This is a genomic window from Streptococcus anginosus subsp. whileyi MAS624, from assembly GCF_000478925.1.
Lineage (GTDB): Bacteria > Bacillota > Bacilli > Lactobacillales > Streptococcaceae > Streptococcus > Streptococcus whileyi.
This window is the reverse complement of the sequence record NZ_AP013072.1, coordinates 1316374-1330195: the sequence shown is the minus strand read 5'-3', so window position 1 is coordinate 1330195 and position 13822 is coordinate 1316374. Positions and strand designations below refer to the sequence as shown.

The following is a 13822-nucleotide window of genomic DNA, read 5'->3' as shown; positions in this document are numbered from 1 at the left end:
AAAAAGATGCAACTACAATTTTTAGGTACAGGAGCAGGTCAGCCGTCTAAGGCTCGCAACGTATCCAGTCTGGTTTTGAAACTGTTGGATGAAATCAATGAAATCTGGATGTTTGATTGTGGTGAAGGAACCCAGAATCGCATTTTAGAGACGACGATTCGTCCCAGAAAGATTAGAAAGATTTTTATCACTCATTTGCATGGGGATCATATTTTTGGTCTACCGGGCTTTTTATCCACTCGATCATTTCAAGCTAATGAAGAGCAAACAGATATTGAAATATATGGACCGATTGGCATTAAAAATTTTGTCATGACGAGTCTGCGAGTGTCGGGTTCGCGCCTGCCTTATCGGATTCATTTTCATGAATTTGACGAAAAACACTTAGGAAAAATTTTGGAAACTGACAAATTTACGGTTTATGCAGAAAAGCTAGACCACAGCATTTTTTGTGTAGGTTATCGCGTTATGCAGAAAGATTTAGAAGGAACGTTAGATGCTGAGAAATTGAAAGCTGCTGGTCTTCCTTTTGGACCTCTCTTTGGTAAGGTGAAAAATGGAAAAGATGTAGTACTGGAAGACGGGACGAAGATTATAGCAGCGGATTACATTTCAGCTCCACGACCTGGCAAGATCATTACTATTCTGGGAGATACGCGTAAAACGCATGCCAGTGTGCGGCTTGCTGTTAATGCAGACGTCTTGGTACATGAGTCCACTTATGGCAAAGGAGATGAGAAAATCGCTCGCAATCACGGTCACTCTACCAATATGCAAGCAGCAGAAGTCGCTAGAGAGGCTGGTGTTAAGCGTCTCCTGCTCAACCATATCAGCGCGCGTTTTCTATCAAAGGATATTGGGCAAATGCGTAGTGATGCCAGTTCTATTTTTGAAAACGTCCACTTGGTCAAGGATTTAGAGGAAGTAGAGATATAAATCTAAATAGAAGAGCAAAATGAAAGGAACGCATGAAAATACTATTTGTAAGACATGGAAAAGATTCTGCTCAACATAGAGGTGGCTGGAGTCAGCTTGATCTTCTTTCTGAGGGAAAAAGGGAAGCAGAAACATTGGCAAATTACTTAGCTCAGCACAAAGAAAACTATCACTTTACGAAAGTGATTACGAGTGATTTGAAAAGAGCTGAGACGACTGCAATGATTTTAGCAGAGAAGCTTCAGCTGCCATTGGAGAAAGTAAGCACCTTACGAGAAACGAATAATGGCGATTTGGCAGGAATGTTAAATAGCGAGGCTGATCAAAAATTTCCTCATCTTTATTTTAGAAGTCTTGCAATGGACGAGCATTATCCAAATGGAGAAAGTCCGAGAGAATTTTATCAACGGATAAAAACTTGGTTTCAACGCTTCTTGCAGGAAAATAATAATTCAGATGAGACACAAATTGTGGTCACACATGGTGGAGTGATTAACATTATCTATCATTTAGTGAACCAGATAGAATGGACGAATAAAAGCAATCTATTCCACGTCAAACATTGCAGCATTAGTCTATTGAATACAAAAACGCTTGCTTTTGAAGTTGAAAACCAAACGGATTTTTTAGAAGAAAAATAAGGAGAACACATGCGAACAGTCGTTATTACAGGAGCTAGTGGCGGTGTGGCACAGGAAATGGTGAAGTTATTGCCAAATGACCAGCTGATTTTAGTGGGACGCAGCCTAGAAAAATTAACAAAACTTTATTCAAATCATGCGCATTGTGAATTAGTTGAGTTAGATATTACAGATTACAAAGCTTTAGAAGCTTTTACTGAAGAAATTTACCAGAAGTATGCTCAGGTGGATGTTCTAGTCAACAATGCTGGTTACGGTATTTTTGAGGAATTTGACAAGATTAGCAACGAGGATATTCATGCCATGTTTGAAGTCAATACGTTTGCTCTCATGAACCTGTCTCGTCTATTTGGAGAGCAGATGAAGCAAGCGGGGCATGGGCATATTGTCAATCTTGTTAGCACAGCTGGGCTGATTGCCAGTGCCAAATCCAGTCTTTACTCGGCTACCAAGTTTGCTGGGATTGGCTTTTCCAATGCTTTGCGTTTAGAGTTGATGCCTTACAATGTCTATGTGACGACGGTTAATTCAGGACCGATTAAAACGGCTTTCTTCGACAAAGCTGACCCTGATGGCAGTTATGTTAAGGCAGTTGATAAGTATATTTTAGAAGCAGATGTAGTCGCTAAGCAAATTGTGGACAATTTTGGGAAAAAGAAGCGGGAGCTGACGATGCCTTTTGCCCTGAAAGCAGCCCACAAACTTTACACACTTTTTCCAAATATTGGTGACAAACTAGCTAGTAAAATGTTTAATTATAAATAGGAGAAATTTATGGATGTGACAGCTTACAAGGCATTTGTAAATCAACCATGGGGCAAGCTTTATTATGATATTCTCTTTGCTCAGCTAGCCCATATAAAAAATAAGGAAGTACTGGATTTCGGTAGTGGTTTTGGTCTGGTGGCGAATTTTTTAGCACAAAACAATCAGGTAACAGCCATAGAACCAAATGACGAGATGGTTGCAGAGCGGAAGCAGAATTTTCATTATCATCAACTACAAGGCAGTCTGGAATTGTTGAAGGAAATTCCAAGTGCTCGTTTTGACCTGATTATTTGCCACAATGTTCTGGAGTATGTGGATGAACCAGCCCTTTATTTAGCTGAATTTAGCAGATTGCTGAAAAAAGGCGGACAGATTTCTCTCATCAAGCACAATGAAGTGGGGCGGATTATGCAGACGGTTGTGTTTGCAAATGATACAAATTTAGCATTGGATTTATTATCAGGTAAGTCCTATCAATCACATACAATGGGGCAAGCAACCTATTATGAAATAGCAGACTTATTACAAAAAGCTGACATTGAACTGAATGTTCAGGACTATCAAGGAATCCGAATTTTCTATGGTCTGCAAGACAATGCAGTGAAGACTGCTAATGACTGGCGGGAAAAGATGCTGGAGGTAGAGCTTGTAGTTTGCCAACAGTCTCCTTATCGAGATATTGCCGCTTTTCAGCATATCTGGCTACAAAAAGGAGACAAGAATGATTCATTATTTTGCAAATAGACAAATTGCTATTGAAGACTTGCTTCCGCTTTACCAATCTGTTAGCTGGACTAACTATTCAGAACGAGCAGATATGTTAAAGCAAGCGTTTCAGCATTCACTGTTTACTGTATCAGCCTATGATGGGGAACGGTTAGTTGGTCTCCTTCGAGCAGTCGGAGACGGATTTTCTAGTGTTTTCATTCAGGACTTGTTAGTTTTTCCGTCTTATCAGCGCCAAGGTATCGGTCGAGAATTGGTTCGACAAACGCTGGAGACATTTGCAGATGTTTATCAGATTCAGCTAGTAACAGAGCAGTCAGACAAAAATTTAGCCTTTTATCGCTCTTTAGGATTTCGAGAATTGTCAGATTTGAATTGCACAGGTTTGATTTATGTAGGTTAAAAGGCTATTAGGTAAATGTATGTGTATAAAATTGGAGGTTTGGGCTAGTGAAAGCTAGTCTTTTCGTGTTATAATAGACTTTATATTGCAACAGAAAGATAAAAGCATGATTACATCAAAATATGATTGGCAGATTGCCACAAATTTTTCAGATGAGAGCTTTATTAAAAAAGCTAAAAAACTTGGCTTGGAGGCTTCGGTAGCTAATCTGGTTTACCAGAGAGGAATCCAGACAGAAGAAGCGCTGCGAGATTTTCTAGAGCCTAGTTTGGACCAGCTGCATGATCCTTATGAATTACATGATATGGATAAGGCAGTGACGCGCATTCGTCAAGCAATTGAAAATTATGAGCAGATCTTGATTTATGGCGATTATGATGCGGATGGCATGACTTCGGCTTCTATTGTTAAAGAAGCACTAGAACAACTTGGAGCAGAGTGTCAGGTCTATTTGCCCAATCGATTTACAGACGGTTATGGTCCTAACGCGAGTGTTTACAAGTATTTTATTGAAAATCAGGGAATTTCACTCATCGTTACAGTGGATAATGGAGTTGCAGGACATGAAGCAATCGAACTAGCTCAGTCTATGGGAGTGGATGTCATTGTGACGGATCACCATTCTATGCCAGAGGTACTTCCTGATGCTTATGCAATTGTCCACCCAGAACATCCGGAAGCTGAATATCCTTTTAAACATTTAGCTGGCTGCGGTGTGGCTTTTAAGCTAGCAACCGCGCTTTTAGAAGAAGTGCAAGTAGAGTTGCTAGATTTAGTCGCTATTGGGACTATTGCAGATATGGTCAGTCTAACGGATGAAAATCGCATTCTGGTTAAATATGGGTTAAGCGTCCTCAAAAACACTCAACGAATCGGCTTGCAGGAGCTTTTTAAGATTGCAGGTATTCAGGAAAATGAAGTGGATGAAGAAACAGTTGGTTTTCAGATAGCCCCTAGACTCAATGCTCTAGGTCGATTGGATGATCCAAATCCTGCTATTGAACTTCTGACAGGCTTTGATGAGGAAGAAGCACGTGATATTGCTCTGATGATCAACCAGAAAAATGAAGAGCGCAAAGAGATTGTTCAGAAGATCTATGATGAAGCAAAAACCATGATTGATCTCAATAAACCTATTCAGGTTCTAGCCGGTGAAGGTTGGAATCTAGGTGTTTTGGGAATTGTGGCAGGTCGGCTTTTGGAAGAATTACACCAGCCGGTCATCGTCTTGAATATTGAAAATGATTTGGCAAAAGGCAGCGCCCGCAGCATTGAAGCAGTTGATATTTTTGAAGCGTTAGACCCTCATCGAGATTTATTTGTGGCTTTTGGTGGGCATGCAGGGGCAGCTGGGATGACTCTAGAGGCCAGCAAGTTAGAAGCACTCAGTCAGGTTTTGGTAGCATATATTGAAGATAATCAAGTGGATTTGTCCACTAAGAATGAGCTCTTTTTGGATGAGGAATTATCCTTGCCAGATTTGACACTAGAGACCCTCAAAAACTTTGAAAAGTTAGCTCCTTTTGGCATGGACAATAAAAAGCCTGTTTTTTATTTGAAAGATTTTAAAATTGAAAATGCCCGCACCATGGGAGCAGGGAATACTCACCTTAAGCTGAAAATTTCTCAGGCTGACGCAGTTTTTGAGGTCGTAGCTTTTGGTCTAGGTAATCTTGCAACAGAATTTTCCCAAACTAAAAACTTAGAGCTGGCGGTTACTCTGTCGGTCAATAAATGGAATGGTCAAACTAGTCTCCAGCTTATGCTGGTGGATGCTAGGGTCAATGGGATTCAGCTCTTTAATATCCGAGGTAAAAATGCTCCTTTGCCTGAAAATGTGCCCGTCCTGCGTTTTTCAGAAGAAATGCCTAATTTGGAAAAGAGCAGGGCAGTTGTGGTGTATGACTTGCCTGAACGCCTAAATCAGCTCAAAGTAATCATTCAGCAAGGACATTTTGAAGCAATTTACTTTAAAAATGAGATTGCTCAGCCCTATTATCTGACAGGTTTCGGAACGAGAGACCAGTTTGCAAAACTCTATAAAACAATTTATCAATTTCCAGAGTTTGACATTCGTTATAAGCTCAAAGAACTAGCTGCTTATCTCAAGATTGACCCAATTCTACTCATCAAGATGATTCAGATATTTGAAGAGCTGGACTTTGTGACAATTCAAGATGGAGTGATGCAAGTAAACAAAAAAGCAGAAAAAAAGGCTATTGAAAACAGCCATATTTATCAAGAACTGAAGAAAACAGTCAAGGAGCAGGAGCTTATGGCTCTAGGAACGGTGCAGGAAATTTATGATTATCTGATAGAAAAAGATGAATTTTCAAACTAAATTTTAGATGAACTATTTATTTGTCTCGCACCGAAGGCCGCGAGACGGACTGAAAGTCACATAATAAAAAAGTCATGAGTAAGATGAATCTCATGACTTTATTGTTTATCTAAGTATTGCTACAGCTTGTGTTATCTACTGCAAATTCACTTTATTTTTGAGGATGTAATACGTTCCGGCATAGTAGATAAGTCCCAAAAGAAGAGAGGTTATGACTCCGCTCAAACTACCTAAAGAAGTTGAAAGTGATGGGAAGGCTGAAACATATAGATTAGCAGCAATAATCAGAGCAAATTGAATTCCAAAATAAGCTAGAAAGGCTATAGCGGCGCGGTGGTCTTGGAAGAGTTGACCAATAGAGATAGAAAGATAAATCAATAGGATATTTGGAATAAGGGCTACAAGATAGTATCCAAGTGATTTCAATAGTTCACTAGCAATTTCCCAAAAGTGCTTGCCGAATAATTGTAGAACTGTTCCCATTTCAAATTGTGTATGAGAAGCTACCCCTATGATAAGAACAATGATTCCAAAGCTAAGAAACAATGCAAGTGTGCTAAGAATCGTCCATATAACAGCACCGAGTAATTTTGAGAGGATAATTTGATGTTCGTTAACTGGTAAAGTGAGCGTTAGATATCCTTCTCTTTCATAAACACTATTTTTAAAGCGACGAATAATCAGAAAGAGTGTTGAAATGGCAAGTGCTACAAGGAGACCTGAGAAAATCAGCATTGTAAAACCGAAGAAAGTACTTGTCATACTCCCTGCTTCATTAGTAGAAGACTGCAAACGGTCGAAAAAGTTCCTTCCATTTGCCAACTGTCCAAGCCAAAGCCCGATACTAACGGATAAAAATAGCACGATTCCGTATAAACCTAAATACCACTTGTTCACATTTTTAAATTCGTATTTTAATAAATTCCAAAACATAGTCAATCTCCTTTGTTCTAAGCCTTAAATTCTTGGCGGAAGAGCTGGTCAATAGATTCACCAGACTCATGGCGAATATCATCTACATTCCCTTGTCGAACAATCTTGCCATTATCAATAAAGATAATTTCATCTAGGATTGGTTCAATATCTGAAATCAAATGTGTTGAAATGAGAACAGAAGCGCTAGGTGAGTAATTGTTGATAATCGTCTTTAGAATGTAGTCCCGCGCTGCTGGGTCAACCCCTCCAATAGGTTCATCCAGAACATACAGTTTGGCTTGGCGGCTCATGACTAAAATCAACTGAACTTTTTCTTTATTTCCTTTGGATAATTTTTTGAATGCCAGATTTTCGTCAATATGAAGATCTTGCAAGAGTGCCTGTGCACGCTCTATCTCAAAGTCTGCATAGAAGGCTTGAAAGTATTGCAAAGCATCTTTGACTTTCATATTTTCATTCAGGTAAGTCGTATCTGGCAAATAAGATACGATTTTCTTGGTTTCTGAAGACGGTTGAAGCCCATTGATGAGGATTTTTCCGTCATTTGGCTGAAGCAAACCGTTGATAAGTTTAATCATTGTTGTTTTTCCAGAGCCGTTTGGACCAAGTAAGCCGATAATTTTTCCAGCTTCAATTTCAAAATTGATGTGCTCTAAAGCAGGTGTGCTGCCATATGATTTTGAGACGTTTTCAAATGCAAGTAATACCATTTCCTAAACTCCTTTTATATAATCTGCAATGATAGTTGGTAATTCGTCTTTGTGATAACCGAAGCGAGTCATATTTTCTACAAATTTTCTTACTTCCTCCTCAGAAAGTTTTTGTCTTGCTTGTAAAATCAAGTCGCGGTTATCTGTGACGAAACGTCCTGATGTTCGTTGAGAATAGACAAACCCTTTCTTTTCCAAGTCAGATAAAGCACGCTGGATTGTATTTGGATTGACCCCCGCTTCAGCAGTCAATTCTCTAACAGCAGGTAGCTTTTCGCCAGCATGCAGTTGATTGGAGATGATTTGTAGTTTTATCCTGTCCATGATTTGCAAATAAATGGGAAGATTATTATCAAAAGTCCAACTCATAATTTCTCCTTTCTTCTGTATCTTTGTTCTAATTAAATAATACAATATTTTTTAAAAAATAGCAAGCCTTTAGAAAAAACTTCTATTATTTTTTCTTTAGCAAGCAAGCCGGAAATTTAGTATAATAGAAAAAAGAAGGATCAAAGGAGGATGCCGTGGTTGCTCAATTAGATACCAAAACTGTTTATACATTTATGGATAGTTTGATTTCTATAAAAAAATATGTAGAAACAGCTAAAAATTTAGGCTATCAAACTCTAGGGATAATGGATATTGACAATCTCTATGGGGCTTATCATTTCATGGAAACGGCGACCGAGCAAGGGATTCAGCCGCTTTTAGGTGTGGAAATGACCTTGGATTATGTTGGACTTCCTCTTAATCTTCGCTTTCTAGCTCTTGACAGTCAAGGTTATCGCAATTTAATGAAACTTTCTACTTTAAAGATGATAGGAAAAAGCAAGTGGGAAGAATTTCAGCACTTATTGGAAGGGATAGCGATTATTGTGCCTGTGTTTGAGGGCATTGAAGCCTTAGATTTGGGACGAGAGTTTTATATTGGCGTATTTCCTGACACTCCTAAGCAGGCGTTTTCTCATGCAACCTTACCTTTGCAGACAGTTCGCTATTTTGATGCAGGCGATTTAGAAACCTTGCAAATGCTATGTGCCATTCGTGAAAATAGCAGCTTGCGGGAAGTTAGAAATTTACCCACTCACGAGTATTTCTTATCATTAGAGCAATTCACACAAGCCTTTCAAGAAAATTTTCCGGAAAGTCTGGACAATTTGGAGCAGCTAGTTGCAGGCATTCATTATGAAATCAGTACAGAGTTAAAATTACCGCGCTTTAATCCAGAACGATCAGCGGTAGAAGAATTACGAAAACGGGCAGAAATAGGATTAGAGAAAAAAGGTTTAGTGACTTCTGCTTATAAAGAACGATTGCAGCAAGAGCTGTCTGTCATCCACCAAATGGGTTTTGACGACTACTTTTTGATTGTCTGGGATTTATTGCGTTTTGGTCGTAGTCAGGGCTATTATATGGGTATGGGGCGTGGGTCTGCAGTTGGAAGTCTGGTTGCCTATGCGCTAGAGATTACAGGGATTGATCCTGTTGAGAAAAATCTTCTTTTTGAGCGTTTTTTAAATGTAGAACGTTATACTATGCCCGATATTGATATTGACATTCCTGATGTCTATCGTCCAGAATTTATTCGCTATGTCCGCGATCGTTATGGAACCATGCATGCAGCTCAAATCGTGACCTATTCTACTTTTGGGGCTAAGCAAGCAATTCGTGACGTTTTTAAACGCTACGGGGTGCCAGAATATGAATTGACCAACATTACTCGTAAAATCAGTTTTCGTGACACATTGACTTCAGCTTATGAAAAAAATATGTCTTTTCGTCAGATTATTAACAGTAAGCTGGAATATCAAAAAGCTTTTGAAATTGCGAAAAAAATTGAAGGGAACCCTCGTCAAACCTCTATCCATGCAGCGGGTGTGGTGATGAGTGACAATGATTTGACAGATCACATTCCACTTAAATATGGGGAAGATATGTACATCACGCAATACGATGCGCATGGTGTTGAGAGTAATGGTCTGCTCAAGATGGATTTCCTTGGCTTGCGCAATCTGACTTTTGTTCAACGAATGAAAGAAGCAGCTTTGGAGAAATACGGTGTCGCTATTGATATTTCAAAGATTAACTTAGAAGACACAGCAACCTTACAGCTCTTTGCTGCTGGTAGAACCAAAGGGATTTTTCAATTTGAGCAAGCAGGTGCCATTAACCTTTTGAAACGGGTGCAGCCAGCTCAATTTGAAGAAGTGGTTGCAACAACTTCACTCAATCGTCCAGGAGCTAGTGACTATATAGATAATTTTGTCAGAAGAAAGCATGGACAAGAAAAAGTAGAAATGCTGGATCCAAGTTTGGAAGACATCTTGGCGCCAACTTACGGTATTATGCTCTATCAAGAGCAAGTAATGCAAGTGGCGCAACGATTTGGAGGATTTTCACTGGGGAAGGCTGACATTTTACGTCGTGCTATGGGGAAGAAAAATGTTGCCGAAATGCACAAAATGGAAGCAGAATTTGTCACAGGAGCTCTCGAACTTGGGCATTCTGAAACTAAAGCAAAAGAAGTGTTTGCAGTTATGGAAAAGTTTGCAGGTTACGGATTTAACCGCAGCCACGCCTATGCTTACTCTGCGCTTGCCTTTCAGTTAGCCTACTTTAAGGCGCATTATCCTGACATTTTCTTTGATATTATGTTGAATTATTCAAGCAGTGATTACATCACAGATGCGCTAGAATTCGACTTCCAAGTTGCTTCTTTAAATATTAATAACATTCCTTATAGAGATAGGTTTCAAGATAAGCAGATTTATTTAGGACTGAAAAATATCAAAGGTTTGCCACGAGATTTTGCTTATTGGATTATTGAAAACCGCCCATTTACAAATGTGGAAGATTTTATTATGAAGTTGCCAACGCAATATCATAAGATTCAGTTGATAACCCCTTTGGTACAAGTCGGTTTGTTTGATGTATTTGAAAAGAATCGCCAAAAAATCCTACAAAATCTTCCGAACTTATTTGTCTTTGCGGATGAGCTGGGCAGTCTTTTTGCAGATACAAATTACAGCTGGACAGAAGCAGAGGATTATACAGAAGCAGAGAAATTCGAGTTGGAAAAAGAAATTATCGGTGTCGGTTTGAGCGAACATCCCTTGCTAAAGTTTGCAAAATCTGCTACACAAGCTTTCACACCTATTCAAGACTTGGTTGAAAACAATCATGCAACGATTTTAGGAGAGATTTTGTCCATTCGTGTCATCCGTACCAAAACTGGGGAAAATATGGCCTTCTTGCAAGTAAGTGATGCTAAAAGAAAAATGGAGGTAACAGTCTTTCCAGACGCTTTCAAACAGTTCGGCAAAGGTTTGCATGAAAAAGGCTTCTATTATCTGACTGGTCGCGTTCAAAAACGAGAGGAGCGTTTGCAGTTGATTTTAAATGATTTGCAGGAAGCTGTTACAGAACGTTTTTGGATACAAGTAGAAGATCACGAAAGCGATGCAGCAATATCCGCTATTTTACGGCAATTTCGAGGAGATATTCCAGTCGTTATCCGTTATGAAAATGAAAGAAAGACAGTAGCAATCACTCAATATCGTGTTCAAAAATCAGAGAAATTACAAGAAGAATTGAAAAAAATAACCATGAAAACGATTTATCAATAAAAAGTTAGGAAAAAAGAGGAATTTTGATTTTGATTGTGGTATAATCAAGGGTGAATGTAAAAAGAAAAAGGAGCACAAACGAATGAAACGTATTGCTGTCTTAACTAGTGGTGGAGACGCCCCTGGTATGAATGCTGCTATCCGTGCAGTTGTTCGTAAAGCAATTTCAGAAGGAATGGAAGTTTACGGTATCTATGACGGTTATGCCGGCATGGTTGCTGGTGAAATTTATCCGCTTGATGCCGCATCAGTTGGAGATATTATTTCACGTGGTGGTACTTTCCTTCACTCAGCTCGTTATCCAGAATTTGCCCAATTAGAAGGACAATTAAAAGGAATTGAGCAACTTAAAAAACATGGTATTGAAGGAGTTGTGGTTATCGGTGGAGACGGTTCTTATCATGGCGCTATGCGATTGACAGAACATGGCTTCCCAGCTGTCGGACTTCCTGGCACGATTGACAATGATATCGTTGGTACAGATTTTACAATCGGTTTTGACACAGCTGTTACAACTGCAATGGACGCCATTGATAAGATTCGTGACACATCATCTAGTCACCGTCGTACTTTTGTTGTTGAAGTCATGGGACGCAATGCTGGAGACATCGCTCTCTGGGCTGGTATTGCTACAGGAGCTGATGAAATCATCGTTCCCGAAGAAGACTTTAAGATTGAGGATATCGTCGCTAGCATTAAACGTGGCTATGAAGAAGGAAAGAAGCATAACATTATCGTTCTGGCAGAGGGTGTTATGTCGGCCGATGAATTTGGTAAGAAGTTGAAAGAAGCTGGTGATGTGAGCGATCTTCGTGTGACGGAACTTGGACATATTCAACGTGGTGGCTCACCAACTGCTCGTGACCGTGTTCTTGCTTCACGTATGGGGGCGCATGCTGTTAGCCTTCTTAAAAAAGGTATTGGTGGTGTTGCAGTTGGTATTCGCAACGAACAAATGGTTGAAAATCCAATTCTCGGTACAGCAGAAGAAGGTGCTTTGTTTAGTTTAACAGAAGACGGTAAGATTATTGTTAATAATCCACATAAAGCTGACCTTGATCTCGCTAAATTAAACCGTAGCATTTCAATGTAATTTTAATTTGTTATTCTGGTCATAAAGACCATTTAAATAAAAAGGAGTTTTCATATATCATGAATAAACGTGTAAAAATCGTTGCAACTTTAGGTCCTGCGGTAGAAATCCGTGGTGGTAAAAGATTCGGTGAAGACGGATATTGGGGTGAAAAGCTTGACGTTGAAGCATCAGCGCAAAATATCGCTAAATTGATCGAAGCTGGAGCTAACACTTTCCGTTTCAACTTCTCACATGGTGACCACGCAGAGCAAGGTGACCGTATGGCTACTGTTCATCGTGCTGAAGAAATTGCTGGTCAAAAAGTTGGTTACCTTCTTGACACTAAAGGTCCTGAAATCCGTACAGAATTATTTGAAGGCGATGCTAAAGAATATTCTTACAAAACAGGTGAAAAAATCCGTGTTGCAACTAAACAAGGTATCAAATCAACTCGTGAAGTTATCGCATTGAATGTTGCTGGTGCACTTGATATCTATGACGATGTTGAAGTTGGAAAACAAGTTCTTGTTGATGACGGTAAACTTGGTCTTCGCGTGATTGCAAAAGATCCTGCTACACGTGAATTTGAAGTAGAAGTTGAAAACGACGGTATTATCGCTAAACAAAAAGGTGTTAATATTCCAAATACAAAAATTCCTTTCCCAGCACTTGCTGAACGTGACAATGACGATATTCGTTTTGGTCTTGAACAAGGAATCAACTTTATCGCTATTTCATTCGTACGTACTGCAAAAGACGTCAACGAAGTTCGTGCAATCTGTGAAGAAACCGGTAATGGACATGTGAAATTGTTCGCTAAAATCGAAAACCAACAAGGTATCGAAAACTTGGATGAAATCCTTGAAGTAGCGGACGGTATCATGATTGCTCGTGGTGATATGGGTATTGAAGTACCATTTGAAATGGTTCCAGTTTACCAAAAAATGATTATCACAAAAGTCAATGCAGTTGGTAAAATTGCGATCACAGCAACAAACATGCTTGAAACAATGACTGAAAAACCACGTGCGACTCGTTCAGAAGTATCAGACGTATTTAACGCTGTTATTGACGGAACAGATGCAACAATGCTTTCAGGTGAATCTGCAAATGGTAAATACCCACTTGAATCTGTAACAACAATGGCTACAATTGATAAAAACGCTCAAACTCTATTGAACGAGTATGGACGCTTGTCATCAGTTGATTACGCACGTAGTTCTAAGACAGAAGTTGTGGCTTCAGCTGTTAAAGATGCTACAAACTCAATGGACATCAAATTGGTTGTAACAATGACTGAATCAGGAAATACAGCTCGTTTGATTTCTAAATATCGTCCAGATGCTGACATCTTGGCAATTACATTTGATGAATTGACACAACGTTCATTGATGTTGAACTGGGGTGTTATTCCAGTAGTAACTGAAAAACCTGCATCTACTGATGATATGTTTGAAGTTGCTGAAAAAGTTGCTCTTGAAAGTGGTCTTGTGAAATCTGGCGACAATATTGTGATTGTAGCTGGTGTTCCGGTCGGAACTGGTGGAACAAACACAATGCGTATCCGTACAGTCCGTTAATCTATTTTATTCAGAAAACTAGCCTATCAATCCAACGATTATCTGATTGATAGGCTTTTTAGTTGTAAATGGGAGCAGAG

Annotated in this window: 12 protein-coding genes; 9 read left to right on the top strand and 3 right to left on the bottom strand. The window is 39.3% G+C overall.

The genetic code is table 11. From position 1 onward, the window contains the following. The first annotated feature begins 6 nt into the window (after positions 1–6). From rnz to recJ, 6 genes are all read left to right on the top strand, one after another. Positions 7–936: a ribonuclease Z gene (gene rnz, locus ANG_RS06770; protein ID WP_003037890.1), complete on the top strand. Its 930-nt coding sequence runs from the start codon at positions 7–9 to the stop codon at positions 934–936. A 32-nt stretch (positions 937–968) separates the two neighbouring features. Next, the gene (locus ANG_RS06765; RefSeq protein WP_003037839.1) at positions 969–1577 is read left to right on the top strand and encodes a histidine phosphatase family protein; all 609 of its coding nucleotides are present in this window, start codon (positions 969–971) and stop codon (positions 1575–1577) included. A 9-nt stretch (positions 1578–1586) separates the two neighbouring features. After that, positions 1587–2342, top strand: coding sequence for an SDR family NAD(P)-dependent oxidoreductase (locus ANG_RS06760; RefSeq protein ID WP_020999565.1), 756 nt, complete (start codon positions 1587–1589; stop codon positions 2340–2342). A gap of 9 nt (positions 2343–2351) precedes the next feature. Beyond that, on the top strand, positions 2352–3089 hold the full coding sequence (locus ANG_RS06755) for a class I SAM-dependent methyltransferase (protein WP_020999566.1): 738 nt from the start codon (positions 2352–2354) through the stop codon (positions 3087–3089). Next, positions 3067–3474: a GNAT family N-acetyltransferase gene (locus ANG_RS06750; RefSeq protein ID WP_003037915.1), complete on the top strand. Its 408-nt coding sequence runs from the start codon at positions 3067–3069 to the stop codon at positions 3472–3474. Before ANG_RS06755 ends, ANG_RS06750 begins: the two co-directional genes overlap by 23 nt. Before the next feature lie 106 nt (positions 3475–3580). Then, entirely contained in the window at positions 3581–5815 is a 2235-nt protein-coding gene (recJ, locus tag ANG_RS06745) for a single-stranded-DNA-specific exonuclease RecJ (protein ID WP_025271846.1), read from the top strand. A 135-nt stretch (positions 5816–5950) separates the two neighbouring features. Here recJ and ANG_RS06740 read toward each other — a convergent pair whose 3' ends face one another. Genes ANG_RS06740 through ANG_RS06730 form a run of 3 tightly spaced genes read right to left on the bottom strand, consistent with a single transcriptional unit; the run spans position 5951 to position 7830 of the window. Further along, positions 5951–6748, bottom strand: a complete 798-nt coding sequence (locus ANG_RS06740) for a hypothetical protein (protein ID WP_003037852.1) — start codon at positions 6746–6748, stop codon at positions 5951–5953. Positions 6749–6765: 17 nt separating this feature from the next. Next, positions 6766–7461 carry an ABC transporter ATP-binding protein gene (locus ANG_RS06735; protein ID WP_003032516.1) on the bottom strand — a complete coding sequence of 232 codons (696 nt, stop codon included), beginning with the start codon at positions 7459–7461 and terminating at the stop codon, positions 6766–6768. Between the two features lie 3 nt (positions 7462–7464). Further along, positions 7465–7830 carry a GntR family transcriptional regulator gene (locus ANG_RS06730; protein ID WP_025271845.1) on the bottom strand — a complete coding sequence of 122 codons (366 nt, stop codon included), beginning with the start codon at positions 7828–7830 and terminating at the stop codon, positions 7465–7467. A 155-nt stretch (positions 7831–7985) separates the two neighbouring features. Between ANG_RS06730 and ANG_RS06725 the strand changes: the two genes are divergently transcribed. The 3 genes from ANG_RS06725 (at position 7986) to pyk (ending at position 13742) form a co-directional block, all read left to right on the top strand. After that, positions 7986–11087, top strand: coding sequence for a DNA polymerase III subunit alpha (locus tag ANG_RS06725; RefSeq protein WP_020999567.1), 3102 nt, complete (start codon positions 7986–7988; stop codon positions 11085–11087). Between the two features lie 82 nt (positions 11088–11169). Next, positions 11170–12180: a 6-phosphofructokinase gene (pfkA, locus tag ANG_RS06720; protein ID WP_003032502.1), complete on the top strand. Its 1011-nt coding sequence runs from the start codon at positions 11170–11172 to the stop codon at positions 12178–12180. Between the two features lie 59 nt (positions 12181–12239). Next, complete coding sequence (pyk, locus tag ANG_RS06715) at positions 12240–13742, top strand: pyruvate kinase (RefSeq protein WP_025271844.1); 1503 nt, start codon at positions 12240–12242, stop codon at positions 13740–13742. Positions 13743–13822: the final 80 nt, after the last annotated feature.

Bases quoted from the DNA above. Each gene is read 5' to 3' on its own strand.
- recJ (WP_025271846.1), top strand. From the start codon at position 3,581: ATGATTACATCAAAATATGATTGGCAGATTGCCACAAATTTTTCAGAT.
- ANG_RS06760 (WP_020999565.1), top strand. From the start codon at position 1,587: ATGCGAACAGTCGTTATTACAGGAGCTAGTGGCGGTGTGGCACAGGAA.
- ANG_RS06750 (WP_003037915.1), top strand. From the start codon at position 3,067: ATGATTCATTATTTTGCAAATAGACAAATTGCTATTGAAGACTTGCTT.
- ANG_RS06730 (WP_025271845.1), bottom strand. From the start codon at position 7,830: ATGAGTTGGACTTTTGATAATAATCTTCCCATTTATTTGCAAATCATG.
- ANG_RS06755 (WP_020999566.1), top strand. From the start codon at position 2,352: ATGGATGTGACAGCTTACAAGGCATTTGTAAATCAACCATGGGGCAAG.
- rnz (WP_003037890.1), top strand. From the start codon at position 7: ATGCAACTACAATTTTTAGGTACAGGAGCAGGTCAGCCGTCTAAGGCT.
- ANG_RS06740 (WP_003037852.1), bottom strand. From the start codon at position 6,748: ATGTTTTGGAATTTATTAAAATACGAATTTAAAAATGTGAACAAGTGG.
- ANG_RS06735 (WP_003032516.1), bottom strand. From the start codon at position 7,461: ATGGTATTACTTGCATTTGAAAACGTCTCAAAATCATATGGCAGCACA.
- pyk (WP_025271844.1), top strand. From the start codon at position 12,240: ATGAATAAACGTGTAAAAATCGTTGCAACTTTAGGTCCTGCGGTAGAA.
- pfkA (WP_003032502.1), top strand. From the start codon at position 11,170: ATGAAACGTATTGCTGTCTTAACTAGTGGTGGAGACGCCCCTGGTATG.
- ANG_RS06765 (WP_003037839.1), top strand. From the start codon at position 969: ATGAAAATACTATTTGTAAGACATGGAAAAGATTCTGCTCAACATAGA.